Genomic DNA, 22,985 nt, shown 5'->3' on the forward strand with positions numbered 1-22,985 from the left:
GCATGGTGCTGGTCGTGGGCGTGCTCTCGCTGGCCTCGCTGGGGTTGGTCGCGCGCGCATTCGACCTGCAGGTGGTACGCAAGCAGTTCTACCAGGATCAGGGCGATGCGCGCTTCCTGCGCGAGGTGCCGATCCCGGTCTCGCGCGGCACCATCTTCGACCGCAACGGCGAGCCGCTGGCGGTGTCCACGCCGGTGGTCTCGATCTGGGCGAATCCGCCGCAGGTGCTGGAGAACCCCGACCGCATCCCCGAGCTGGCCGCCGCGCTGGGCGTGGATGCCGGCGAGCTGCAGGAGCGCCTGGCCCAGCGCGCCGACCGCGAGTTCGTCTATCTGCGCCGCCAGATGCCGCCGGAGGCGGCGCAGGCGGTGCTCGACCTCGGCATCCCTGGCGTCAACGGGCAGCGCGAATACCGCCGCTACTACCCCTCGGGCGAAGTGACCGCGCACGTGCTCGGCTTCACCAACATCGACGACCATGGCCAGGAAGGCCTGGAACTGGCCTTCGACGACTGGCTGGCCGGCAAGCCCGGCGCCAAGCGGGTGATCCGCGACCGCCTGGGCCGGGTGGTGGAGGACGTCGAGCAGGTGCGCGAGCCCAAGCCGGGCAAGAACCTCACGCTCAGCATCGACCGGCGCATCCAGTTTCTCGCCTACAACGAACTGAAGAACGCGCTCACCGAGTTCGATGCCGCCTCCGGTTCGATGGTGATCCTGGACGTCGGCACCGGCGAGGTGCTGGCGATGGTCAACCTGCCGACCTACAACCCCAACGCGGTAGGCGCCAGCAAGCCGGCCGAGCGGCGCAACCGCGCCGTCACCGACCTGCTCGAGCCCGGCTCCACGATCAAGCCGATCCTGATGGCCGCGGCGCTGTCCAGCGGCAAGTTCACGCCGACCGGCCCGCTGATCGACACCACCGGCGGCCACTGGTTCTTCCAGGGCCACGACATCCACGACACGCACAACTACGGCCTGCTCACGCCCACCGGCGTGATCACCAAGTCCAGCAACGTGGGCGCGGCACACATCGCGATGGAGCTCGATACCGAGCTGATGTACGACACCTACCGCGCGTTCGGCTTCGGCAACAGCACCAACAGCGGCTTCCCCGGCGAGTCCTCGGGCCTGCTGCGGATCGGCCGCGACTGGCGTCCGCTGGAGAAGGCCATCATGGGCTACGGTTACGGCCTCAGCGTGACGCCGCTGCAGCTGGCCAACGCCTACGCCACGCTGGCCGACCACGGCGTGATGCACTCGCCCAGCTTCATCAAGGGGGCCGACAACGAGCCCAAGGCGATCGTCTCGGCGCAAGTGGCCGACGAGATCGTGCAGATGATGGAGACGGTGACGGCGCCCGGCGGCACCGCGACCACCGCGCGCATCGCCAACTACATCGTCGCCGGCAAGACCGGCACCGCGCACAAGGCGGCCGCGGGCGGCTATTCGCGCAACAACTACACGGCGGCATTCGCCGGCATGGTGCCCGCCACCCATCCGCGGCTGGTCGGCGTGGTGATCATCGACGACCCGCAGAAGCGCAGTTACTACGGCGGCATGGTCTCGGCGCCGGTGTTCGCGCGCGTGATGGAGGGTGCTTTGCGCCTGCTCGACGTGCCGCCGGACAACATCGGCCGCTGGTATGCCGGGGGGCCGTTGATGAGTCCGGACGGCCTGGCCGGCAGCAAGCCACCGACCGATCCACCGATCGACGACGCACCGGTGGAGGAGGAGCCGTGAGCACGCGCCCCCTCGCCATGCTGGTCCAGGGCTTCGCCGACGCGGGTGCGCTCGGCGAACTTGCCGTTTGTGGGCTCGCCCTCGATTCGCGCCAGGTGCGCCCCGGCGAGGCCTTCGTGGCGCTGCGCGGCACCCGCGCACACGGCATCGCCTTCGCCGCCGAGGCCGTGGTGCGCGGTGCGGCGCTGGTGCTGGCGGAGGCGCCGGTGGTGGCGGGCTTCGCGCCCGGCGTGCCGGTGCTGTGGGTCGACGACCTGCACGCGCGACTGGGCGAGATCGCCGCGCGCTTCTACGACCATCCCGCGCGCGCGCTGCGGATCGTCGGCGTCACCGGCACCAACGGCAAGACCTCCACCGTGCAGCTGATCGTCCAGGCGCTGTCCCGCCTGGGCCACCGCGCCGCAAGCATCGGCACGCTCGGCGCCGGCCTGCACGGCGCGCTGGACGAAGGCGAGCGCACCACGCCGGACGCGATCAACGTGCAGCGCCTGCTGGCGCGGTTCCGCGACCAGGGGGCCCGCTACGTGGCGATGGAGGTCTCCTCGCATGCGCTGGAGCAGGGCCGCGTGGGCGCGGTCGATTTCGAGATCGCCGCCTTCACCAACCTGACCCGGGACCACCTGGACTACCACCGCACGATGGAGGCCTACGGTGCCGCCAAGGCGAAGCTGTTCGCCTTCCCGACGCTCAAGGCCGCGGTCGTCAACGTGGACGACGCGTTCGGGCGCGAGCTGGCCGGGCGGTTGCCGGCGGGCGTGAGGGCGCTGCGCACCAGCATGGCCGGTGCCTCCGGGGCCGAGATCGTGGCGCAGGCCGTCGCCACCTCCGCCGAGGGCCTGGCTTTCGAACTGCGCACGCCGTGGGGCGCGCATTCGATCCGGAGCGCGTTGCTCGGCCGCTTCAACGTCGCCAACCTGCTGGCCGTGGTCGCCTGTCTCGGCGCCCTGGGCGAGCCGTTCGCGCGCAGCGTCGAGGCGGTCGAGGCGCTGGCGCCGGTCAACGGGCGCATGAACCGCCTGGGCGGCGACGGCCGCCAGCCGCTGGTGGTGGTCGACTACGCACACACACCCGATGCGCTGGAGCAGGCGCTGACCGCACTGCGCGCGCACTGCCGCGGCCGGCTGATCTGCGTGTTCGGCTGCGGCGGCGAGCGCGACGCCGGCAAGCGCCCGCAGATGGGCGCCATCGCCGAGCGCCTGGCTGACGCGGCGATCGTCACCGACGACAACCCGCGCAGCGAAAACGGCGACCTGATCGTCGAGCAGATCCTGGCCGGCATGCGCGGCCCGGCGACGGTCCAGCGCGACCGTGCCGCCGCCATCGGCATGGCAATCGCGCAGGCCGGCGCCGGGGACGTGGTGCTGATCGCCGGCAAGGGCCATGAAACCTACCAGGAGGGCGCGGGCGGCAAGCGGCCGTTCGACGATCTCGCGGTGGCGCGCGCCGCACTCGCCGCGCCTGCACGGGAGAACCACGCATGATGCGCCTGGGCGAAATCGCACTGTGGACCGGCGGACGCCTGCTCGGCGCCGACCTGGACGTGCGCGCCGTGGCGATCGACACGCGCAAGCTCGAGCCGGGCGACCTGTTCGTGGCGCTGAAGGGCGAGCGCGTGGACGGCCACGACTACGTGCGCGAGGCGGCCTTGCGCGGCGCCGCGGCGGCCCTGGTCACGCGCCGGGTGGACGTGGACCTGCCGCAGGTGCTGGTAAGCGACACCCAGCTCGCGCTCGGCGACCTGGCCAGCGCCGTGCGCGCGCAGCGCGACGTGCGCGTGGTCGGCATCACCGGCTCCAACGGCAAGACCACGGTCAAGACGCTGACGGCGTCGATCCTCTCGCGCCACGGCCGCACGCACGTCAACGCGGGCAACTACAACAACGAGCTGGGCCTGCCGCTGACCCTGCTGGCGATGCCGGCCGACGCCGAGTACGCGGTGCTCGAGATGGGCGCGGGCAAGCCGGGCGACATCGCCTACCTCGCCGCCATCGCGCGGCCCGATATCGGCCTCGTCAACACCATCGCGCCGGCGCATCTTGAGCGCATGGGCAGCGTGGAGGGCGTGGCCGAGACCAAGGGCGCGCTGTACCAGGCGCTTCCGGCGGACGGTGTCGCCATCATCAACGCGGACGACGCCTTCGCAAGCTTCTTCGAGGGCCTGGCCGGCTCGCGCGCGACGCTGCATTTCGGCCTGGGCGCCGGTGTCGACGTCGGCGCCACCATCCTGGAGCAGCGCGTGGACGGCTCGCGCTTCGTGCTGCGCACGCCCGAGGGCGAGGCCGAGGTGTCGCTGCCGCTGGCCGGGCGCCACAACGTCGCCAACGCGCTGGCGGCGAGCGCGATCGCGCTGGCGCTCGAGGTGCCGCTGGCGACCATCGTGGCCGGCCTGATGCACGTGCCGGGCGTGGCCGGCCGGCTGCGCAGCGAAGCGATGCCCGGCGGCTGGACCCTGATCGACGACAGCTACAACGCCAATCCCGGCTCGGTCGGCGCCGCCATCGACACGCTCGCGCTGGCGAGTGGCGAACGCTGGCTGGTGCTGGGCGACATGGCCGAACTCGGCCCCGAGGCGCGCGAGCTGCATGCGGGCATCGGCGCCCGCGCCAGGGCCGCCGGGATCGAGCGTCTGTTCGCGGTCGGTCCGCTGAGCGCTGCCGCGGCGCAGGCGTTCGGTGGCGCCGCGGAGCATCACCCGGACAAGGCCGCGCTGGCCGCGTCGCTGGCGCGGCAACTGCACGCAGGCGTCACCTGTCTGGTCAAGGGCTCGCGCTCGGCCGGCATGGAGCAGGTCGTCGCCGCGCTCAGACACTCCATCCATGCCTCCGGAGGCCCCATCGATGCTGCTTGAGCTGGCCGACTGGATGGCGCGGCATTTCACCGCCCTGCACCTGTTCCAGTACATCACCTTCCGCACGATCATGGCCGCGCTCACCGCGCTGGCCATGTCGCTGCTGTTCGGCCCCGGGCTGATCACCCGGCTGGCCGCGCTCAAGGCCGGCCAGGTGGTGCGCAGCGACGGTCCGCAGACGCACCTGATCAAGGCCGGCACGCCGACCATGGGCGGGGTGATGATCCTGCTGGCCATCGCCATCGCCACGCTGCTGTGGGCGGACCTGCACAACCGCTACGTGTGGATCGTGCTGGCGGTGCTGCTCGCGTTCGGCGCGATCGGTTTCTACGACGACTACAAGAAGCTGGTGCTCAAGGACAGTCGCGGCCTGGCCTCGCGCTGGAAGTATTTCTGGCAGTCGGTGTTCGGCCTGGCGGCAGCGCTGTTCCTGTACCGGACCGCGGTGCTGCCGGCCGAGACCGCGCTGTACGTGCCGCTGTTCAAGCAGGTCGCCGTGCCGCTGGGCGTGCTGTTCGTGGTGCTCGCCTACTTCATGGTGGTCGGCTTCTCCAACGCGGTGAACCTCACCGACGGCCTGGACGGCCTGGCGATCATGCCCTCGGTGCTGGTCTCGGGCGCGCTGGGCGTGTTCGCGTACCTCGCCGGCAACAAGGTGTTCTCCGAGTACCTGGGCATCCCCTCGATTCCCGGCGCGGGCGAGCTCGCGATCTTCTGCGGCGCGTTGGCCGGCGCGGGTCTGGGCTTCCTGTGGTTCAACACCTATCCGGCGCAGGTGTTCATGGGCGACGTGGGCGCGCTGGCGATCGGTGCGGCGCTGGCGTGCGTGGCGGTGGTGGTGCGCCAGGAGATCGTGCTGATCGTGATGGGCGGCGTGTTCGTGCTGGAGACCGTCTCGGTGATGCTGCAGGTGGCCAGCTTCAAGCTCACCGGCAAGCGCATCTTCCGCATGGCGCCGATCCACCACCACTTCGAGCTCAAGGGCTGGCCCGAGCCGCGGGTGATCGTGCGCTTCTGGATCATCAGCGTCGTGCTGGTGCTGATCGGCCTGGCCACGTTGAAGGTGCGCTGACGATGCTCGGATTCGGCTCCAGCCAGGCGATCAAGCGGCACGGACCGCGCGGCAGCTTCGACCTGCCGCTGCTGGTCGCGCTCGTCGGCCTGGCGAGCCTGGGCGTGGTGATGGTGGCCTCCAGCTCCATCGCGGTGGCGGACAGCCAGCACATCGGCGCCTTCTACTACCTGAAGAAGCACCTCTTCTACCTGGCGCTCGGCCTGGTGCTGGCCGCGGCTGCGATGCGCACGGAACTGCGGCAGGTGGAGAAGTACGCGCTGCCCCTGCTGCTGCTCGGCGGCGCGATGCTGGTGGCCGTGTTCGTGCCGCACTTCGGCATGCGCATCAACGGTGCGCGTCGCTGGCTCAACCTGATCGTGCTGAGCTTCCAGCCGGTCGAGGCGGTCAAGCTGATCCTGGTGGTGTACGTGGCAAGCTTCCTGGTGCGCCACCGCGAAAGCGTCGAGACGAAGTTCTGGGGTCTGCTGCGCCCGATCATCGTGGCCGGCGTGATCGTGCTGCTGCTGCTGGCGCAGCCGGACTTCGGCTCGGCCACGCTGATCATCGCGGTCACCATTGGCATGGTCTGGCTGGGTGGCGCGCGACCCCTCTACCTGATGCTGATGGGCCTGCCGCTGATGCCGCTGCTCGCCATCGCCGCGACCAGCGAGAGCTACCGCATGAAGCGGCTCACCTCGTTCATGGATCCGTGGAAGGACCCCTTCAACGACGGTTTCCAGCTGACCCAGTCGCTGATGGCGATCGGCCGCGGCGAATGGACCGGCGTCGGCCTGGGCTCGAGCGTGCTCAAGCTGTCCTACCTGCCCGAAGCGCACACCGACTTCATCCTGGCGGTGATCGGCGAGGAGCTGGGGCTGGCCGGCATCGTGCTGGTGATGGGGCTGTTCGCGCTGGCGGTCGGCCGCGGCCTGTACCTGGGCCTGAAGGGCGTGGAAGTCGGCCAGCGCTTCGCCGGCTACGTGGCCTTCGGCGTCTCGCTGATGCTGGGCCTGCAGGCGATGGTGTCGATCGGGGTGAACCTGGGCGCGCTGCCGACCAAGGGCCTGACCCTGCCGCTGATCAGCTCGGGCGGCTCCTCGGTGCTGATGACCTGCGCCATGGCCGGCGTGCTGCTGCGCGCCACCTTCGAGATCAACCGCGCGCTGGATGCGCGGCAGATGGCCACGCGCATGCCCGCGCTGGCCGTGGCGGACGCGAACGTGGCGGCCGCGCCGCGCGAGCGCGAGGCGGTGGCCGCATGAGCATGAGCCTGCCTTGGCGTGCCACAGCGCCCTCGCCGCAGGCGGCCCGCGGGGGGGCGTCCGTGCGCCCGCCGGAAAACGGCCCGCGGCTTGACCTGACCGCCAGTCAGGCGCCGCGTCGCGCGCCACCCCCTGGCGGGTGCCCCGACGCAACGAAGGCCCTGCAACACGCCAAGGCAGGCTCCAAAGCCCCCGTGCTGATCATGGCCGGCGGCACCGGCGGCCACATCTTCCCCGGCCTGGCCGTGGCCGAGGTGCTGCGCGCGCAGGGCGTGCCGGTCGCCTGGCTCGGTGCGGCCGGCGGCATGGAGACGCGGGTGGTACCGGCACACGGCATCGAACTGCACACCGTGGCGGTCGGCGGGCTGCGCGGCAAGGGACTGAAGACCCGCCTGCTCGCGCCGCTGATGCTGGCGCGCGCGCTGTTCGCCTCGTTGCGCGTGCTGCGCCGCGTGCGCCCGCGCAGCGTGCTGTCGATGGGCGGCTACGTGGCCGGCCCCGGCGGCGTGGCCGCACGGCTGACCGGCACGCCGCTGCTGGTGCACGAGCAGAACCGCGTGGCCGGCTACACCAACCGCAAGCTCGCAGGTTTCGCCAGGCGCGTGCTTGCCGGTTTCGCCGACGCGCTGCCGGGCGGCGAGTGGGTCGGCAACCCGGTGCGCGCGAGCATCGCGACGCTGCCGCCGCCGGCCGAACGCTTCGCCACCCGTGCGGGGCGGCCGCAGCTGCTGGTGCTGGGTGGCAGCCTCGGGGCGCGCGCGTTGAACCTCGCGCTTCCCCAGGCGCTGGCCCTGATCCCCGCCGGGCAACGCCCGATCGTGCGCCACCAGTGCGGCAGCCGCGGCCTGGACGAGGCCCGCGCGGCCTACGCCCAGGCTGGTGTCGAGGCCGACGTGGTGCCCTTCATCGAGGACATGGCCGCCGCCTACGGCTGGGCCGATCTGGCCGTGTGCCGCGCCGGGGCGCTGACCATCGCCGAGCTCACCGCCGCGGGTCTTGGCGCCGTGCTGGTGCCGTTCCCGCACGCGGTGGACGACCACCAGACCGGCAACGCCCAGGTGCTGGTGGACGCCGGTGCCGCCGAACTGATCCAGGAACGCGATTTGGACGTACAGACACTGGCGCAGCGCCTGGCCGCGCTGCTCGCCGACCGCCGGCAGCTGACCGCGATGGCCGAGGCCGCGCGCACGCAGGCCAAGCCCCACGCGGCGGCGACGATCGCCCGCGCCTGCCTGGAGGTGGCCGCATGACGCCCCGCAGGCTGCTGGCGCACGAAGACCTCATGACCACGTTCCGCCGCGTGCACTTCATCGGCATCGGCGGCGTGGGCATGAGCGGCATCGCCGAGGTGCTGCACAACCTCGGCTACGCCGTGTCCGGCTCGGACAAGGCCAACTCGCCCACCGCGCAGCGGCTGGCCGCGCTGGGCATCGACGTGCGCATCGGCCACGCCGCGGCGCACGTGGGCGACGCCGACGTGGTGGTGACCTCCAGCGCGATCCACGCCGACAACCCCGAGCTCGTCGCGGCCCGCTCCGCGCGCATCCCGGTGATCCCGCGCGCGGAGATGCTGGGCGAGCTGATGCGTTTTCGCCGCGGCATCGCCATCGCCGGCACCCATGGCAAGACCACCACCACCAGCCTGGTCGCCAGTGTGCTGGCCGAGGCCAACTACGATCCGACCTTCGTGATCGGCGGCCAGCTCAACGCGGCCGGCGCCAACGCGCGGCTCGGCACCGGCCAGTACCTGGTCGCCGAGGCGGACGAGTCGGACGGCTCCTTCCTGCTGCTCTCGCCGGTGATCGCCGCGGTCACCAACATCGACGCCGACCACCTGGAGAACTACGGCGGCGACTTCGCACGGGTGAAGAAGGCCTTCGCCGACTTCCTGCACCGCCTGCCGTTCTACGGCCTGGCGGTGCTTTGCGTGGACGACGAGGAAGTGGCCAGGCTCGCCAGGGACACCACGCGCCGCGTGATGACCTACGGCATCGCCGCCGCCGACGCCGACGTGCGCGGCGCCAACGTCCGCCAGGACGGCTTCCAGATGCGCTTCGACTTGCACCTGCCCGGCCGCGCCGAGCCGCTGCCGGTGACCCTCAACCTGCCGGGCCGGCACAACGTGCTCAACGCGCTGGCCGCCGCCACCATCGGCTGGCAGCTGGGCGTGGAGGCCGAGGCGATCGCCCGCGCGCTGGAGAACTTCCAGGGCGTGGGCCGGCGCTTCCACCGCCGTGGCGAGATCGCGCTGGACCAGGGCAGCGCGTTGCTGGTGGACGACTACGGCCACCATCCGCGCGAGCTGGCCGCGGTGTTCGCCGCGGCGCGCGGCGGCTGGCCGCAGCGGCGCCTGGTGGTCGGCTTCCAGCCGCACCGCTACAGCCGCACCCGCGACCTGCTCGACGACTTCGCCAACGTGCTGGCCGAGGCCGACGTGCTGGTGCTCACCGACGTGTACCCGGCCGGCGAGGCGCCGATCGCCGGCGCCGACGGCCGCGCGCTGGCCCGCGCCGTGCGCGCGCGCGGCAAGGTCGACCCGGTGCTCATCGAGCACCCGCGCGATTTCAGGGAAACCCTGCCGACGCTGCTGCGCGACGGCGACCTGCTGCTGCTGCTCGGCGCCGGCGACATCGGCGCGGCGGCGGCGGAACTCGCGCAGGCCGGCCATCTGAGGACCATCAAGTGAACACGCATCGCAAGATCACGGATCCCGCCCAGTTCGGCCGCGTGGCCGTGGTGATGGGCGGCAGCTCGGCCGAGCGGGAGGTCTCGCTCGACTCCGGCCGCAACGTGCTGGCCGCGCTCCGCAGCCGTGGCGTGGACGCCCACGCGATCGACGGCATCCCGGCCCTGCTCGATGCACTGCGCGCCGGGCACTTCGCGCGCGTGTTCAACATCCTGCACGGCCAGCACGGCGGCGGCGAGGACGGCGTGCTGCAGGGCGCGCTGGAATCGCTCAACGTGCCGTACACCGGCTCGGGCGTGCTCGGCTCGGCGCTGTCGATGGACAAGGTGCGCTCCAAGCGCGTGTGGATGTCGCTGGGCCTGCCGACGCCGACGTTCGTGGCGCTGCCGCGTGGTGCCGATGCGCAGACCGTGCACGCGGCCGCCCGGCAGATCGGCTTCCCGCTGATCGTCAAGCCGGCCTGCGAAGGCTCCAGCGTCGGCGTGACCCGCGTGTTCGCCGAGGCCGACCTGGACCGCGCCGTCGAGCTGGCCGCCCGCTACCCGGGCGACCTGCTGATGGAGATGCTGATCGAGGGCGACGAGATGACGGTCGGCATCCTCGGGCGCCAGGTGCTGCCGAGCATCCACATCGTGCCCAAGGGCGTCTTCTACGACTACAACGCCAAGTACGTCGCCGAGGACACCCAGTACCTGTGCCCCGGCCTGCAGGGCGCCGCCGAGGACGAGCTGCGCGCGCTGGCACTGGCCGCCTTCGACGCGCTGGGCTGCTACGGCTGGGGTCGTGTCGACGTGATGCGCGACCGCCAGGGTCGCAACTGGCTGCTGGAGGTGAACACCGCGCCGGGCATGACCTCGCACTCGCTGGTGCCCAAGGCGGCGAAGGCCGCTGGCCTCGACTACGAGGACGTGTGCTGGCGCGTGCTGGAAACGAGCTTCCGGGAGGGCGCGTGAGGGGAACCATCCGCCCCGTCGCCTGGTGCCTGGCCATCGCGCTGGTCGCGCTGCCGGTGGTCGGCGTGCTGCGTGGCTGGTTCGCCGCCGACCGCTGGCCGGTGACGCAGCTGACCGTGCAGGCCGAGTTCAAGCACGTCGGCGCGGAGCAGATCCGCGCGGCGGTGCTGCCGCGGCTGGGGCACGGCTTCTTCGCGCTGGACCTGGACGCCGTGCAGCAGGCGGTGGCGGCGCTGCCGTGGGTGGAATCGGTCGAGGCGCGCAAGCGCTGGCCGGACACGCTGATCCTGCGCATTTACGAGCGCCAGCCGTTCGCGCGCTGGAACGGCACGCGGCTGATCAGCCGCCAGGGCGTGCTGTTCGACGGCGGTCCGGCGGCCGCCTCCGCGGCGCTGCCGGACCTGCGCGGGCCGGATGCGCAGATGCCGGAAGTGGTCGGCTTCTACGCCGACGCGCTCAAGGCGGTGGCCGGTTCGCCGCTGAAGGTGGCCGGCGTGGCGCTGTCCGAGCGCGGCAGCTGGAGCCTGACCACCGCCAGCGGCGCGCAGATCGTGCTGGGCGACCGCAGCCTGGCCGGCAAGCGCCTGCGCCGCTTCCTCGATGTCTACCCGCAGGTGATGGCCGGCCACCGTGCCGCCTTCGCCTACGCCGACCTCCGCTACACCAACGGATTCGCCGTGCGCTGGCCCGACGCCGCCGCACCTGCCGCGGGAGTGCCCCGCACATGAGCCTGACCCTATGAAGACGCGCAACGACAAGCAGCTGGTCGTCGGCCTGGACATCGGCACCAACAAGGTGACCGCGATCGTGGGCGAGTACGAGCCGGGCGAGCCGATCGAGGTGATCGGCATCGGCTCGCACGTCTCGCGCGGCATGAAGCGCGGCTCGGTCGTGGACATCGAATCGACCGTGCACTCGATCCAGCGCGCGGTCGAAGAGGCCGAGCTGATGGCCGGCTGCGACATCCGCTCGGTGTTCGCCTCGATCTCCGGCAGCCACCTGGAGACCAAGAACTCGCACGGCACCGCGGCGATCCGCGACCGCGAGGTCACCCCCGGCGACCTGGAGCAGGTGCTGGAGGCGGCCAGCGCGGTGGCGATCCCGGCCGACCGCAAGGTGCTCTACAAGGAGTCGCAGGAATACCGCATCGACGGCCAGGACGGCATCCGCGCGCCGGTCGGCATGAGCGGCGTGCGGCTGGAGGCCTCGGTGCACCTGGTCACCGGCGCGGCCGCCGCGGTGCAGAACATTACCAAGTGCATCCAGCGCTGCGGCCTGTCGGTGGACGAGCTGGTGCCCTCGGCGGTGGCCAGCGCCAAGGCGGTGCTCACCGACGACGAACGCGAGCTGGGCGTATGCCTGGTCGACATCGGCGCCGGCACCACCGACATCGCCATCTACACCCAGGGCTCGATCCGCTACACCAAGTCGCTGCCGGTCGGCGGCGACCAGGTCACCAACGACATCGCCTACGGCGTGCACACGCCGACCGCGCATGCCGAGGAGATCAAGATCAAGTACGCCTGCGCGCTGGCGCAGCTGGCGCATGCCGAGGAAACCATCCAGGTGCCGAGCGTGGGCGACCGCCCGCCGCGCCGGCTCGCGCGCCAGTCGCTCGCGCAGAGCGTGCAGGCCCGCTACGAGGAGATCTTCGAGATGGTGCAGGACGAGCTGCGCCGCTCCGGCTACGACAGCCTGGTGGCCGCCGGCGTGGTGCTGACCGGCGGCGCCTCGCGTATGGAGGGCGCGCTGGAGCTGGCCGAGGAGATCTTCCACAAGATGGTGCGCATCGGCGTGCCGCAGCACGTGACCGGGCTGGGCGAGGTGGTCGCCAATCCCCTGCATTCGACCGGCGTGGGCCTGCTGCTGCACGGCGCGCGCGCCGGCGGCGTGCGCGTCAGCCACCCGGTCGGCGGCAGCGTCGGCGGGCTGGTCGACCGGCTGCGCGGCTGGATCACCAGGAATTTCTGAGGACTTGAATCGGCGGCACGGAGTGCCGCCACGGGCGAATGGAGGCTTCGCCCACCACCGCGGGACGGCAGGACGCCGCACCCGCGGTTACAACGACAACGAAAGCTCTACGGAGGACGGGAAATGTTCGAACTGATCGAAAAACTGGCACCCAATGCGGTCATCAAGGTCATCGGTGTGGGCGGCGGCGGCGGCAACGCCGTGGCGCACATGCTGAATGCCAACATCGAAGGCGTCGAGTTCGTGGTCGCCAACACCGACGCGCAGGCGATGAAGAACTGCGGCTCGCGCATGCACCTGCAGCTCGGCGCCAACGTCACCAAGGGCCTGGGCGCGGGCGCCAACCCGGAGGTCGGCCGCCAGGCCGCACTGGAGGACCGCGAGCGCATCGAGGAGATGCTCGACGGCGCCGACATGGTGTTCATCACCGCCGGCATGGGCGGCGGTACCGGCACCGGCGCGGCACCGGTGGTGGCCCAGCTGGCCAAGGAGAAGGGCATCCTCACCGTGGCGGTGGTCACCAAGCCGTTCCCGTTCGAGGGCCGCCGCCGCATGCAGGTGGCGATGAAGGGCATCGAGGACCTGTCCCAGCACGTGGACTCGCTGATCACCGTACCGAACGAGAAGCTGCTGTCGGTGCTCGGCCGCGAAGTCACCCTGTTGAACGCCTTCAAGGCCGCCAACGACGTGCTGCAGGGCGCCGTGCAGGGCATCGCCGACCTGATCACCTCGCCGGGCCTGATCAACGTCGACTTCGCCGACGTGCGCACGGTCATGTCCGAGATGGGCATGGCGATGATGGGTTCGGGCACCGCCCGCGGCGACGACCGCGCCCAGGCGGCGGCCGAGGCGGCGATCAACAACCCGCTGCTGGAGGACGTCAACCTCAACGGCGCCTGCGGCATCCTGGTCAACGTCACCGCCGGCCCTAACCTGACCATGCGCGAGTTCGACGAGATCGGCCGCGTGATCCACGACTTCGCCAGCGAGGACGCCACGGTGGTGATCGGCACGGCGCTGGACCCGGAAATGCAGGACGACGTCCGGGTGACCGTGGTCGCCACCGGCCTCAACCGTGCGGCGGCCACCCGCCAGCCGGTGCGCCCGGTCGCCAGCCAGCAGGTCGAGATGCGCCAGCGGCCGCGCCCGGTGGTGCTGCGCACGGGCACCGGCAACGAGGTGGTGGACTATGCCGCGCCCGAATCGGTGGGCACCCATACCCGCGCCGAGCCGCCGGCCAAGAGTGCCGACCCGAGCTTCGACTATCTGGACATCCCGGCGTTTCTTCGTCGTCAGGCGGATTGAGCGCCATCTTAAGGAGCGACTTGCAAAGATTGAACGAAACACCAGATCGGCAGGTCTACGAATGACTATCGCTTCCGGGTGCGCCCAGGCGCACTCACGGTGGCGATACCGCTCGCCAGCCGGGTGATGTCCAGGTGAAGACGGCGCGCCGCGGACCGGCGCGCGCACGGCCGGCAGGGACCCGCCGGCCTGTCCGCCCCTCTGTGCCCGATGCCCGTCCTTCGGGCGCAGGGGGCGCGTCGCGATAACTGCTTGAAGGAGCGGGATTTCGTGCGGTCGTGTGACCGCGTTCACGGATGAAGGAAAACTAAAGACCCGACCAGACTGTACGGTACGGTTTGCTATTGCGGCAGGTTAAGACTGTGTTAGCATCGGTCCCCTGACTGGCTGCTGCCCACACTGGTACCTATAAAAATGATCAAGCAGCGTACGCTCAAGAACATCATCCGTGCGACCGGCGTCGGCCTGCACACCGGCGACAAGGTCTACATGACCTTGCGTCCCGCCGCGCCGAACACGGGCATCGTGTTCCGCCGTACGGACCTCAACCCGCCGGTCGACATCCATGCGCGCCCCGACTGCGTGGGCGACACCCGCCTGTCCACCACCCTGGTCAAGGGCGACGTGCGCGTCTCCACCGTCGAGCACCTGCTCTCGGCGATGGCGGGCCTGGGCATCGACAACGCCTACGTCGAGCTTTCCGCGCCGGAAGTGCCGATCATGGACGGCAGCGCCGGTCCCTTCGTGTTCCTGCTGCAGTCGGCCGGCATCGAGGAACAGAACGTCGCCAAGCGCTTCATCCGCATCAAGAAGCCGGTGAAGGTGCAGGACGGCGACAAGTGGGCCAGCTTCGAGCCGTTCGAGGGTTTCAAGGTCGGCTTCTCCATCGAGTTCAACCACCCGATCATTTCCAAGCGCACCTCGCGCGCCGAGATCGACTTCTCGACCACCTCTTTCGTGAAGGAAGTCAGCCGTGCGCGCACGTTCGGCTTCATGCGCGACATCGAGATGCTGCGCGAGCACAACCTGGCGCTGGGCGGCTCGATGGACAATGCCGTGGTGCTGGACGACTACCGCGTGCTCAACGAGGACGGCCTGCGCTACGAGGACGAGTTCGTCAAGCACAAGATCCTGGACGCCATCGGCGACCTGTACCTGCTCGGCCACAGCCTGATCGGCGCCTACCACGCGCACAAGTCCGGCCACGAGCTCAACAACAAGCTGCTGCGCACCCTGGTCGCCGATCCCACCGCGTGGGAAGAGGTGGTCTACAAGGACGACCCGGCGGTCTCCCCCATCTCCTACGCGCATCCGGCCCAGGCGATCTGAATCGCCCGCGGACCCGGCCGGAGGCCGCCCCGAAAGGGCGGCCCTTGTCTTTTTTTGTGACCGGTGACGCCGCCCGAACACGCCCGGCTTCACGCTACCGACACGCCGCAGGGTGTACCTGCCGCTCCGCCATGCTATAAACCCACCTACCGCCACCGGCGGTCAGGGGGACATCGGTGCCCACAGGGCACCTTCGCTGAGGCATGGCGCGCCCCGCGCCACGACTAGTCCTCGGCGACCGGGAATCCAGCGGTTTCGGCGATGGACGCCAGCTCGAGGAACAGACCCTTCAGTTCCGGGTCTGCGATGGATGCTGCCGCGGCCTTGAGATGGACGGCTGCGGCAGGCGAAAGCGGTTTTGACCGATCGGGTTCCGTTGCGGCCGGTCGGAGGGGGGCCACTTTCACGGTGACCGAACTGGCGCTCGTGCCGATGGCGCGTGCGGCGGCGAGGATCTGCGTCTGCATCAGGCGCAGACGCGACGCCCAGGCCGGGGAGGACGCCAGGAAGACGAGGCGGTCGTTGCGCAGCTGTGCGAAACGCACCTGTTCGCGCAAGGGCATCGGCAGCGTCTGGCGCAGGGCACGATCCAGCGCATCCAGCTCCGCGGCCTTGCGGGCCAGCGAAGCGAACGAACCGCATTCGGCCAGCGGCTTGGGGCCGCGGTCGGGTCGGCGGGATGCGGGGGGATCGGCGCGCTGCATGAGGCCGGCATGAAGGTGTGAAAAAGCAATGCAGATCATACTCGTATCCCGCTCCAAGAAAGTGCCCAGAACGTTCGACCTCGCCCAGCGGCGGTGGCGCTGGCGGCTGGCGGCACTGGCACTGGCGGCGGTGGTCGGGTGCGGTGCACTGGGCGCGGCGCTGGCGCTCACCCTGTCCAGTCCGCGCGACCGCGCGCTGGCCCAGATCCACCAGCTGCAGCAGCAGGTGCGCCAGCAGGACGCCCAGCTTGCCGGCGTACGCAAGGATTCCCAGCGCGAGCTGGATGCCCTGGCGGTCAAGCTCGGTCAGCTCGAGGCGCAGTCCACCCGGTTGAACGCCCTGGGCGAGCGGCTTGCGGAGGTCGGCAAGCTCGACCCGGACGAGTTCGATTTCGACCAGCCGCCCGCAGTCGGTGGCCTGGAGGACACCGCGGGCGGCGCCTATGCGCTGCCGCCGACGCTGGATGCCAGCATCGAGCAGCTCGCCACCCAGTTCGACACCCAGCAGGCGCAGCTCTCCGCGCTGCAGAGCCTGCTGCTGGACGCCAAGATCGATTCCAACCTCAAGCCGACCGGCATGCCGGCCGCGGGCTACATCTCCTCCTATTTCGGCGTGCGCCCCGACCCGTTCGACGGCCACAGCGCCCGCCACACCGGCCTGGACATCGCCGTCCCCTTCGGTGCCGGCGTGCACGCCGTGGCCGAAGGCATGGTCACCTTCGCCGGCGAGCGCAGCGGCTACGGCAAGGTGGTCGAGATCGACCACGGCAACGGCTACATGACGCGCTATGCCCACAACAGCCAGTTGCTGGTGCGTCCGGGCCAGCGCGTGCGCGTCGGCCAGCTGATCTCCCGCGCCGGCTCCACCGGCCGGTCGACCGGCCCGCACGTGCACTTCGAGGTCTGGTACAGGGGCCGCGTGGTCAATCCGCTGGCCTACGTGAAGAACCACCGCTAGGCGCGCGCTGTCCAACGCCCGTCTCCGTCTCTCCCCGCGGAGCGGCGGAGTGCGCACGGGCGCTCGTCTCTCCCCGGGCCGACGAGGCGGGAAACCGGTAAGGAGCGCGGCCCCGGGCTCTTGAATCCCCGGCTCGCAGTCGCCATCCCGGCCTGCTGGAGCGGCTGTAGTACCATGTCTCCTTTCGCCCGTCCCTCCCGCGGGCCCAAGCCTTTACTGACGGAAGATCGATGTTCAATCGTGCCCTGACCAGCCTTTTCGGCAGCCGCAACGAGCGCGTGCTGCGCCAGCTTTCCAAGACCGTGGCGCGCATCAACGCGTTGGAACCGGAGTTCGAGAAGCTGGACGATGCGGCACTGCGCGCCAAGACCGACGAGTTCAGGCAGCGCCTGTCCGCCGGCGAGACGCTGGACAGGCTGTTGCCCGAGGCCTTCGCCGTGGTGCGCGAAGGCGCCAAGCGCGTGCTGGGCATGCGCCATTACGACGTTCAGCTGATCGGCGGCATGGTGCTGCACATGGGCAAGATCGCCGAGATGCGCACCGGCGAGGGCAAGACCCTGGTGGCGACGTTGCCGGTCTACCTCAATGCGCTGGAGGGCAAGGGCGTCCACGTGGTCACGGTGAACGACTACCTGGCCCGCCGCGACTCCACCCAGATGGGCAAGCTGTACAACTTCCTGGGTCTGTCCACCGGCGTGGTCTACCCGGGCATGGACCATGGCGACAAGCACGCCGCCTATGCCGCCGACATCACCTACGGCACCAACAACGAGTTCGGCTTCGACTACCTGCGCGACAACATGGCGCTCAGCAAGGAGCAGCGCTACCAGCGCGGCCTGCACTACGCCATCGTCGACGAGGTGGACTCGATCCTGATCGACGAGGCGCGCACGCCGCTGATCATCTCTGGTCCGGCCGAGGATTCGCCGCAGCTCTACATCGCGGTCAACCGGATCGTGCCGCAGCTGGTGCGCCAGGAGAAGGAAGACGGCCCGGGCGACTACTGGGTCGACGAGAAGCAGAAGCAGGTGCACCTGTCCGAGGAGGGCATGGCGCACGCCGAGGAACTGCTGCGCCAGGCCGGCGTGATCGACCCGGAAAGCGGCCTGTACGACACGCGCAACCTGGCGGTCGTGCACCATCTCAATGCGGCGCTCCGTGCCAATGCGATCTACCAGCGCGACGTCGACTACATCGTGCGCGACGGCGAGGTGATCATCGTCGACGAGTTCACCGGCCGCACGCTGGCCGGCCGCCGCTGGTCCGACGGCCTGCACCAGGCGGTGGAGGCGAAGGAGGGCGTGCCGATCCAGCGCGAGAACCAGACGCTGGCGACGGTCACCTTCCAGAACCTGTTCCGCATGTACAAGAAGCTGGCCGGCATGACCGGTACGGCGGACACCGAAGCGTACGAGTTCCAGCAGATCTACGGCCTGGAAGTGGTGGTGATCCCCACCCACAAGCCGATGATCCGCAAGGACAACGCGGACATGGTCTTCCTCGCCCAGGCGGCCAAGTACCGCGCGGTGATCGAGGACATCAAGGACTGCCACAAGCGCGGCCAGCCGGTGCTGGTCGGCACCACCTCGATCGAGGTGTCCGAGCTGCTCTCCGGGCTGCTCAAGAAGGAAAAGATCCCGCACGAGGTGCTCAACGCCAAGCAGCACGAGCGCGAGGCGCAGATCGTGGCGCAGGCCGGCGCGCCGGGCTCCGTGACCATCGCCACCAACATGGCCGGCCGCGGTACCGACATCGTGCTCGGCGGCAGCCTGGAGGCCGCGCTGGCCGCGCTGCCGGCGGATGCCACCGAGGTCGATCGCCAGCGCGTCAAGAGCGAATGGAAGAAGCGCCACGAGCAGGTGATCGCCGCCGGCGGCCTGCACATCATCGGCACCGAGCGGCACGAGTCGCGGCGTATCGACAACCAGCTGCGCGGCCGTTCCGGCCGCCAGGGCGACCCGGGTTCCTCGCGCTTCTACCTGTCGCTGGAGGACAACCTGCTGCGCATCTTCGCCGGCGACTGGGTCGGCCGCTGGATGCGGATGTTCGGCATGAAGGAGGACGACGCGCTGGAGGACCGCATGGTCAGCCGGCAGATCGAGAAGGCGCAGCGCAAGGTCGAACAGCACAACTTCGACATCCGCAAGCACCTGCTCGAGTTCGATGACGTCGCCAACGACCAGCGCAAGGTGATCTACCGCCAGCGCGACGAGCTGCTGGAGGGCGAGGACGTGTCCGCGACCATCGCCGACATCCGCGAGGACGTGGTCGAGTCGATCGTGCATCGCCACGTGCCGCCCGACAGCATCGACGAGCAGTGGGACATCCCGGGCCTGGAGCGTGCCCTGGAGAGCGAGTTCGGCCTGGCCACCGGGCTGAAGGCCTGGGTCGAGCAACAGCACGAGCTCGACGCCGCCGCCATCCTCGCGCACGTGCGCGAGGCGCTGGACCAGCTGTTCGCAGCGAAGGAGGCGCAGATCGGCGCCGAGACCATGCGCCAGCTGGAAAAGCACATCATGCTGAGCGTGGTCGACAACGCCTGGAAGGAGCACCTGGCGAGCATGGATTACCTGCGCCAGGGCATCTACCTGCGTGGCTACGCGCAGCAGGATCCGAAGCAGGCGTTCAAGCGCGAGGCGTTCGAACTGTTCTCCGAGATGCTCGACCGGATCAAGCTCGAAGTGGTGCAGATGCTCGCGCGCGTGCGCATCCGCAGCGAGGAGGAAGTCGCTGCGATGGAGGCCGAGCAGCAGCGCCTTGCCGCACGGCTGCAGCAGCAGATGCTCGCCAGTGGCGGTGGAGCGCCGAGCAGCAGCGCGCTCGCCGGCGGGGCGCCGCGGCCGGCCGCCGCCGCGCCGGTGCAGCACGAGGGGCCGAAGATCGGCCGCAACGACCCGTGCCCCTGCGGCTCGGGCAAGAAGTACAAGCACTGCCACGGCCAGCTGGCCTGAGGCACGAGAAAACCCCGCCTCGGCGGGGTTTTTTCCGGGCTCCTGCCGGGCCGCGGACGAGGAAAGCGCCGAATCAGTCCTCGCCGCCCGAACGCTTGCGGTGCGGTTCGGCCTTGACGGTGACGTAGTGCGGCTCCTCGCCATCCAGCCGCAGCGCGGTGAGCTGTCCGCCCCAGACGCAGCCGGTGTCGATCGCGTAGACGCCCAGGCCGGCGAAGCGGCCCAGCGCAGACCAGTGGCCGCAGACGATGCGCGTCTCGCGTCGGCGCATGCCGGGCACGGCGAACCACGGGTACAGGCCGGGCTTCTGCGAGCCCGGGATGCCCTTGGCCTCGAAGTCGATGCGCCCGTTGACGTCGCAGTAGCGCATGCGGGTCAGCGTGTTGATCGCCGCGCGGTAGCGCTCGATGCCCTGCAGCCGGCTCGACCACGCCGCCGGACGGTTGCCGAACAGGTTCTTCAGCAGGCGCGGGTGGCGCGGGCTGGAGAGCTCGCGCTCGATCTCCTGGGCCACGCGCTGCGCCTGGCGCAGTGTCCACGACGGCGCCAGGCCGGCGTGCACCATGCTCCAGCCCAGTGCCTCGTCGTGGTGGAACAGCTTCTGGTTGCGCAGCCATTCGAACAGCACCGGCGCGTCCTCGGCGAACAGCACTTCGCGCAGCTCGGGGTTGACTCGCGATTGCGCATCCGGCTTGCGCTGGGCGATCGCGAGCAGGCTCAGGTCGTGGTTGCCCAGCGTGACCACCACGTTGTCGCGCAGACCGTGGATCAGCCGTAGGGTTTCCAGCGACTGGCCGCCGCGGTTGACCAGGTCGCCGCAGAACCACAGCCGGTCATCGACGGGGTCGAACCGCAGCTTGTCGAGCAGGCGCGCGAGCTCGGGATAGCAGCCCTGCACATCCCCGATTGCATATGTCGCCATCAGAACCTGTCCATCGCGGGTCGACCTTCGGGTGCATCCTTCATCAGTGCAGGGTGCGCGGTATCGACAGCGTGAACGGCGGAACCGGCGCCTCGAAATGCGTGCCGTCGTCGGCCAGCATCTGGTAGCTGCCGCGCATGGTGCCGACCGCGGTCTCCAGCACCGCGCCGGAGCTGTACTGGTAGCGGTCGCCCGGACGCATCCAGGGTTGCTCGCCGACCACGCCTTCGCCGCGCACCTCGTCCACCTTGCCGTTGGCGTCGGTGATGATCCAGTGGCGGGTGAGCAGGCGCGCCGGCACCTGCCCGGCGTTGTGCAGGGTGATCGTATAGGCGAACACGTAGCGGTTGTCGTGTGGCCTGGACTGGTCGGGGACGAAACGGGTTTCGACCTGCACGTCGATCGTGTAGGGGGCTTTGGAAGTCATGCCGCGATTGTACGGCCTGGGCGGCGCGCCAGGGCGGTCGGTGCTTCAGTGTTCGAGCGTCGCCAGTCGCACGAAGTCACCCGGGGCCAGCGTCTCGGCGCGCGCCTTCGGATCGATGCCGGCACGTGCGATGGCGTCGGCGTCGAGCAGGCCCTTGAGACCGTTGGCGAGGGTCTTGCGCCGCTGCGCGAACGCCGCCTTGACGATCGCGTGCAACCGCTGCGGATCGGTGCCATGGCGCTCGTGCGCCGCCAGCGGCACCAGCCGCACCACCGCCGAGTCTACCTTCGGCGGCGGGCGGAACGCGCCCGGCGGTACGGTGAACAGCGGCTCCACGCGGCAGGCCAGTTGCAGCATCACCGACAGCCGCCCGTAGACCTTGCTGCCCGGTTCGGCCGCCATGCGGTCGACCACTTCCTTCTGCAGCATGAAGTGCATGTCGCCGATCGCGCCGGCGTGCTCCACGCAGTGGAACAGGATCGGGCTGGAGATGTAGTACGGCAGGTTGCCGGCCAGCCGCACGCGCGGCACGCCCAGCCGCCGCGCCATCGCGGTGAGATCGACCTTGAGCACGTCGGCGTGGATGATCTCCAGTGTGCCCACGGCACTCGCGCGCGCCTGCAGGGCGGGGATCAGGTCGGTATCCAGTTCGATCGCGGTGAGCCGGCCGGCGGCGGCGAGCAGCGGCAGGGTGAGCGCACCCTCGCCGGGGCCGATCTCGACCACGCGGTCGTCGGCCTGCGGCGCGATCGCACCGACGATGCGTTCGATGTAGCGCTTCTCGTGCAGGAAGTGCTGGCCGAAGCTTTTCTTGGGGCGGGCGTTCATTGGAATGTCTCGCAAGCTCGGCCGCTCACCCCTCGTCCTCCCCCCGGAGGGGAGCGCGGGACGTGGCGCGACGCGCAATGAGTTCGAGCGCCATCCGCGCAGCGGCGATCAGGCTGGAGGGATCCGCACGGCCCGTGCCCGCCAGGTCCAGCGCAGTGCCGTGGTCGACCGACGTGCGGATGAAGGGGAGGCCGAGCGTGAGGTTGACGGTGCGGTCGAAGGCTTCGCTCTTGAGCACCGGCAGGGCCTGGTCGTGGTACATCGCCAGCACCGCGTCGTAGCGCCCGCGCATCGCGGGCACGAAGGCAGTGTCCGCCGGCAGCGGGCCGAGCAGGTGCATGCCACCGGCGCGCAGGCGGTCGAGCACCGGCACGACCAGCTCGAGTTCCTCGCGGCCCAGATGGCCGCCTTCGCCCGCATGCGGGTTGAGGCCGAGCACCGCGATGCGCGGTTCGGCCAGGCCGAACTTGGTCTGGAGCTCGGCATGCACGATGCGCAGGGTGCGCGCCAGCAGCTCGGGAGTGATCGCGGCCGGTACCGCAGCCAGCGGCAGGTGCGTGGTGGCCAGCGCCACGCGCAGCTCGGGGCTGGCCAGCATCATCACCACCGCGACGCCGGCGCGCTCGGCGAAGTACTCGGTATGGCCGCTGAAGGGAATGCCGGCGTCGTTGAGCGTGGCCTTCTGCAGCGGCGCGGTGACCAGCGCGTCGTAGCGCCCGGCCAGGCAGCCGTCGGCGGCTTCAGCCAGCGTCGCGAGCACGTGCCGGGCGTTGCGCGGGTCGGGCCGGCCAGGCTGCTCCCCGACGGCCAGCGGCACGTGCCGCACGCGCAGGCTGCCCGGCACGTGCGGCTGCGGCCGTCCGTCGTCCTCGCGCAGGTCGAGGGTCACGCCGCAACGTATGGCGGCACGCTCCAGCAGCTCGCGATCGGTGATGGCGACCAGGTCGGCCGCCAGCGGCAGCCCGGCCAGGCGGACCAGCAGCTCGGGGCCGACGCCGGCCGGCTCGCCGGCGGTCAGGGCCAGTCGCGGCAGGCGGTCACCCAAGGT

General features: G+C 70.4%; 19 protein-coding genes. 14 read left to right on the top strand and 5 right to left on the bottom strand.

Features of this window, described 5'->3' with window-relative positions; translation table 11 throughout:
* Positions 1–2 precede the first annotated feature (2 nt).
* The 12 genes from WAT24_RS03405 (at position 3) to lpxC (ending at position 15,147) form a co-directional block, all read left to right on the top strand.
* Complete coding sequence (locus WAT24_RS03405) at positions 3–1,739, top strand: peptidoglycan D,D-transpeptidase FtsI family protein (protein ID WP_486620463.1); 1,737 nt, start codon at positions 3–5, stop codon at positions 1,737–1,739.
* On the top strand, positions 1,736–3,220 hold the full coding sequence (locus tag WAT24_RS03410; RefSeq protein WP_336806430.1) for a UDP-N-acetylmuramoyl-L-alanyl-D-glutamate--2,6-diaminopimelate ligase: 1,485 nt from the start codon (positions 1,736–1,738) through the stop codon (positions 3,218–3,220). The genes WAT24_RS03405 and WAT24_RS03410 overlap by 4 nt, the downstream gene beginning before the upstream one ends.
* Positions 3,217–4,587, top strand: coding sequence for a UDP-N-acetylmuramoyl-tripeptide--D-alanyl-D-alanine ligase (locus tag WAT24_RS03415; protein WP_336806431.1), 1,371 nt, complete (start codon positions 3,217–3,219; stop codon positions 4,585–4,587). Before WAT24_RS03410 ends, WAT24_RS03415 begins: the two co-directional genes overlap by 4 nt.
* Complete coding sequence (gene mraY, locus WAT24_RS03420) at positions 4,577–5,659, top strand: phospho-N-acetylmuramoyl-pentapeptide-transferase (protein WP_336806432.1); 1,083 nt, start codon at positions 4,577–4,579, stop codon at positions 5,657–5,659. Before WAT24_RS03415 ends, mraY begins: the two co-directional genes overlap by 11 nt.
* A 2-nt stretch (positions 5,660–5,661) precedes the next feature.
* A complete protein-coding gene (ftsW, locus tag WAT24_RS03425) occupies positions 5,662–6,903 on the top strand; it encodes a putative lipid II flippase FtsW (RefSeq protein WP_336806433.1) in 1,242 nt (413 codons plus the stop codon).
* 203 nt (positions 6,904–7,106) lie between these two features.
* Positions 7,107–8,153 carry an undecaprenyldiphospho-muramoylpentapeptide beta-N-acetylglucosaminyltransferase gene (gene murG / locus WAT24_RS03430; RefSeq protein WP_336806865.1) on the top strand — a complete coding sequence of 349 codons (1,047 nt, stop codon included), beginning with the start codon at positions 7,107–7,109 and terminating at the stop codon, positions 8,151–8,153.
* On the top strand, positions 8,150–9,589 hold the full coding sequence (gene murC / locus WAT24_RS03435) for a UDP-N-acetylmuramate--L-alanine ligase (RefSeq protein WP_336806434.1): 1,440 nt from the start codon (positions 8,150–8,152) through the stop codon (positions 9,587–9,589). Before murG ends, murC begins: the two co-directional genes overlap by 4 nt.
* On the top strand, positions 9,586–10,542 hold the full coding sequence (locus WAT24_RS03440) for a D-alanine--D-alanine ligase (RefSeq protein WP_336806435.1): 957 nt from the start codon (positions 9,586–9,588) through the stop codon (positions 10,540–10,542). The genes murC and WAT24_RS03440 overlap by 4 nt, the downstream gene beginning before the upstream one ends.
* The gene (locus WAT24_RS03445; RefSeq protein WP_336806436.1) at positions 10,539–11,270 is read left to right on the top strand and encodes a cell division protein FtsQ/DivIB; all 732 of its coding nucleotides are present in this window, start codon (positions 10,539–10,541) and stop codon (positions 11,268–11,270) included. The genes WAT24_RS03440 and WAT24_RS03445 overlap by 4 nt, the downstream gene beginning before the upstream one ends.
* 10 nt (positions 11,271–11,280) lie before the next feature.
* Positions 11,281–12,513 carry a cell division protein FtsA gene (gene ftsA, locus WAT24_RS03450; RefSeq protein ID WP_336806437.1) on the top strand — a complete coding sequence of 411 codons (1,233 nt, stop codon included), beginning with the start codon at positions 11,281–11,283 and terminating at the stop codon, positions 12,511–12,513.
* Positions 12,514–12,636: 123 nt separating this feature from the next.
* The gene (gene ftsZ, locus WAT24_RS03455; RefSeq protein ID WP_336806438.1) at positions 12,637–13,818 is read left to right on the top strand and encodes a cell division protein FtsZ; all 1,182 of its coding nucleotides are present in this window, start codon (positions 12,637–12,639) and stop codon (positions 13,816–13,818) included.
* Positions 13,819–14,232: 414 nt separating this feature from the next.
* On the top strand, positions 14,233–15,147 hold the full coding sequence (gene lpxC, locus WAT24_RS03460; protein ID WP_336806439.1) for a UDP-3-O-acyl-N-acetylglucosamine deacetylase: 915 nt from the start codon (positions 14,233–14,235) through the stop codon (positions 15,145–15,147).
* Positions 15,148–15,371: 224 nt separating this feature from the next.
* Here lpxC and WAT24_RS03465 read toward each other — a convergent pair whose 3' ends face one another.
* Positions 15,372–15,890, bottom strand: a complete 519-nt coding sequence (locus tag WAT24_RS03465) for a DciA family protein (RefSeq protein ID WP_336806440.1) — start codon at positions 15,888–15,890, stop codon at positions 15,372–15,374.
* On the opposite strand from WAT24_RS03465, the gene WAT24_RS03470 reads away from it, so the two are divergent.
* Both WAT24_RS03470 and secA read left to right on the top strand, forming a co-directional pair.
* The gene (locus tag WAT24_RS03470) at positions 15,880–16,809 is read left to right on the top strand and encodes a M23 family metallopeptidase (RefSeq protein WP_336806441.1); all 930 of its coding nucleotides are present in this window, start codon (positions 15,880–15,882) and stop codon (positions 16,807–16,809) included. The two genes, WAT24_RS03465 and WAT24_RS03470, sit on opposite strands and share 11 nt — an antisense overlap.
* A 230-nt stretch (positions 16,810–17,039) precedes the next feature.
* Complete coding sequence (gene secA / locus WAT24_RS03475; RefSeq protein WP_336806442.1) at positions 17,040–19,760, top strand: preprotein translocase subunit SecA; 2,721 nt, start codon at positions 17,040–17,042, stop codon at positions 19,758–19,760.
* A 73-nt stretch (positions 19,761–19,833) separates the two neighbouring features.
* Here secA and WAT24_RS03480 read toward each other — a convergent pair whose 3' ends face one another.
* Genes WAT24_RS03480 through pdxA form a run of 4 tightly spaced genes read right to left on the bottom strand, consistent with a single transcriptional unit; the run spans position 19,834 to position 22,982 of the window.
* On the bottom strand, positions 19,834–20,682 hold the full coding sequence (locus WAT24_RS03480; RefSeq protein ID WP_336806443.1) for a symmetrical bis(5'-nucleosyl)-tetraphosphatase: 849 nt from the start codon (positions 20,680–20,682) through the stop codon (positions 19,834–19,836).
* A 43-nt stretch (positions 20,683–20,725) separates the two neighbouring features.
* A complete protein-coding gene (apaG, locus tag WAT24_RS03485; protein WP_336806444.1) occupies positions 20,726–21,109 on the bottom strand; it encodes a Co2+/Mg2+ efflux protein ApaG in 384 nt (127 codons plus the stop codon).
* Positions 21,110–21,154: 45 nt separating this feature from the next.
* A complete protein-coding gene (gene rsmA, locus WAT24_RS03490; protein ID WP_336806445.1) occupies positions 21,155–21,937 on the bottom strand; it encodes a 16S rRNA (adenine(1518)-N(6)/adenine(1519)-N(6))-dimethyltransferase RsmA in 783 nt (260 codons plus the stop codon).
* A gap of 25 nt (positions 21,938–21,962) precedes the next feature.
* Entirely contained in the window at positions 21,963–22,982 is a 1,020-nt protein-coding gene (gene pdxA, locus WAT24_RS03495) for a 4-hydroxythreonine-4-phosphate dehydrogenase PdxA (protein ID WP_336806446.1), read from the bottom strand.
* Between the last annotated feature and the right edge of the window lie 3 nt (positions 22,983–22,985).

This window comes from Fulvimonas yonginensis (assembly GCF_037137055.1).
In the GTDB taxonomy this organism is placed as follows: Bacteria; Pseudomonadota; Gammaproteobacteria; order Xanthomonadales; family Rhodanobacteraceae; genus Frateuria_A; species Frateuria_A yonginensis.

What these genes read in the sequence shown, in the direction of transcription:
- WAT24_RS03405 (WP_486620463.1), top strand. Translation starts at nt 3, where the DNA reads ATGGTGCTGGTCGTGGGCGTGCTCTCGCTGGCCTCGCTGGGGTTGGTC.
- WAT24_RS03415 (WP_336806431.1), top strand. Translation starts at nt 3,217, where the DNA reads ATGATGCGCCTGGGCGAAATCGCACTGTGGACCGGCGGACGCCTGCTC.
- mraY (WP_336806432.1), top strand. Translation starts at nt 4,577, where the DNA reads ATGCTGCTTGAGCTGGCCGACTGGATGGCGCGGCATTTCACCGCCCTG.
- ftsW (WP_336806433.1), top strand. Translation starts at nt 5,662, where the DNA reads ATGCTCGGATTCGGCTCCAGCCAGGCGATCAAGCGGCACGGACCGCGC.
- murG (WP_336806865.1), top strand. Translation starts at nt 7,107, where the DNA reads ATGGCCGGCGGCACCGGCGGCCACATCTTCCCCGGCCTGGCCGTGGCC.
- murC (WP_336806434.1), top strand. Translation starts at nt 8,150, where the DNA reads ATGACGCCCCGCAGGCTGCTGGCGCACGAAGACCTCATGACCACGTTC.
- ftsA (WP_336806437.1), top strand. Translation starts at nt 11,281, where the DNA reads ATGAAGACGCGCAACGACAAGCAGCTGGTCGTCGGCCTGGACATCGGC.
- ftsZ (WP_336806438.1), top strand. Translation starts at nt 12,637, where the DNA reads ATGTTCGAACTGATCGAAAAACTGGCACCCAATGCGGTCATCAAGGTC.
- lpxC (WP_336806439.1), top strand. Translation starts at nt 14,233, where the DNA reads ATGATCAAGCAGCGTACGCTCAAGAACATCATCCGTGCGACCGGCGTC.
- WAT24_RS03470 (WP_336806441.1), top strand. Translation starts at nt 15,880, where the DNA reads ATGCAGATCATACTCGTATCCCGCTCCAAGAAAGTGCCCAGAACGTTC.
- WAT24_RS03465 (WP_336806440.1), bottom strand. Translation starts at nt 15,890, where the DNA reads ATGATCTGCATTGCTTTTTCACACCTTCATGCCGGCCTCATGCAGCGC.
- secA (WP_336806442.1), top strand. Translation starts at nt 17,040, where the DNA reads ATGTTCAATCGTGCCCTGACCAGCCTTTTCGGCAGCCGCAACGAGCGC.
- WAT24_RS03480 (WP_336806443.1), bottom strand. Translation starts at nt 20,682, where the DNA reads ATGGCGACATATGCAATCGGGGATGTGCAGGGCTGCTATCCCGAGCTC.
- apaG (WP_336806444.1), bottom strand. Translation starts at nt 21,109, where the DNA reads ATGACTTCCAAAGCCCCCTACACGATCGACGTGCAGGTCGAAACCCGT.
- rsmA (WP_336806445.1), bottom strand. Translation starts at nt 21,937, where the DNA reads ATGAACGCCCGCCCCAAGAAAAGCTTCGGCCAGCACTTCCTGCACGAG.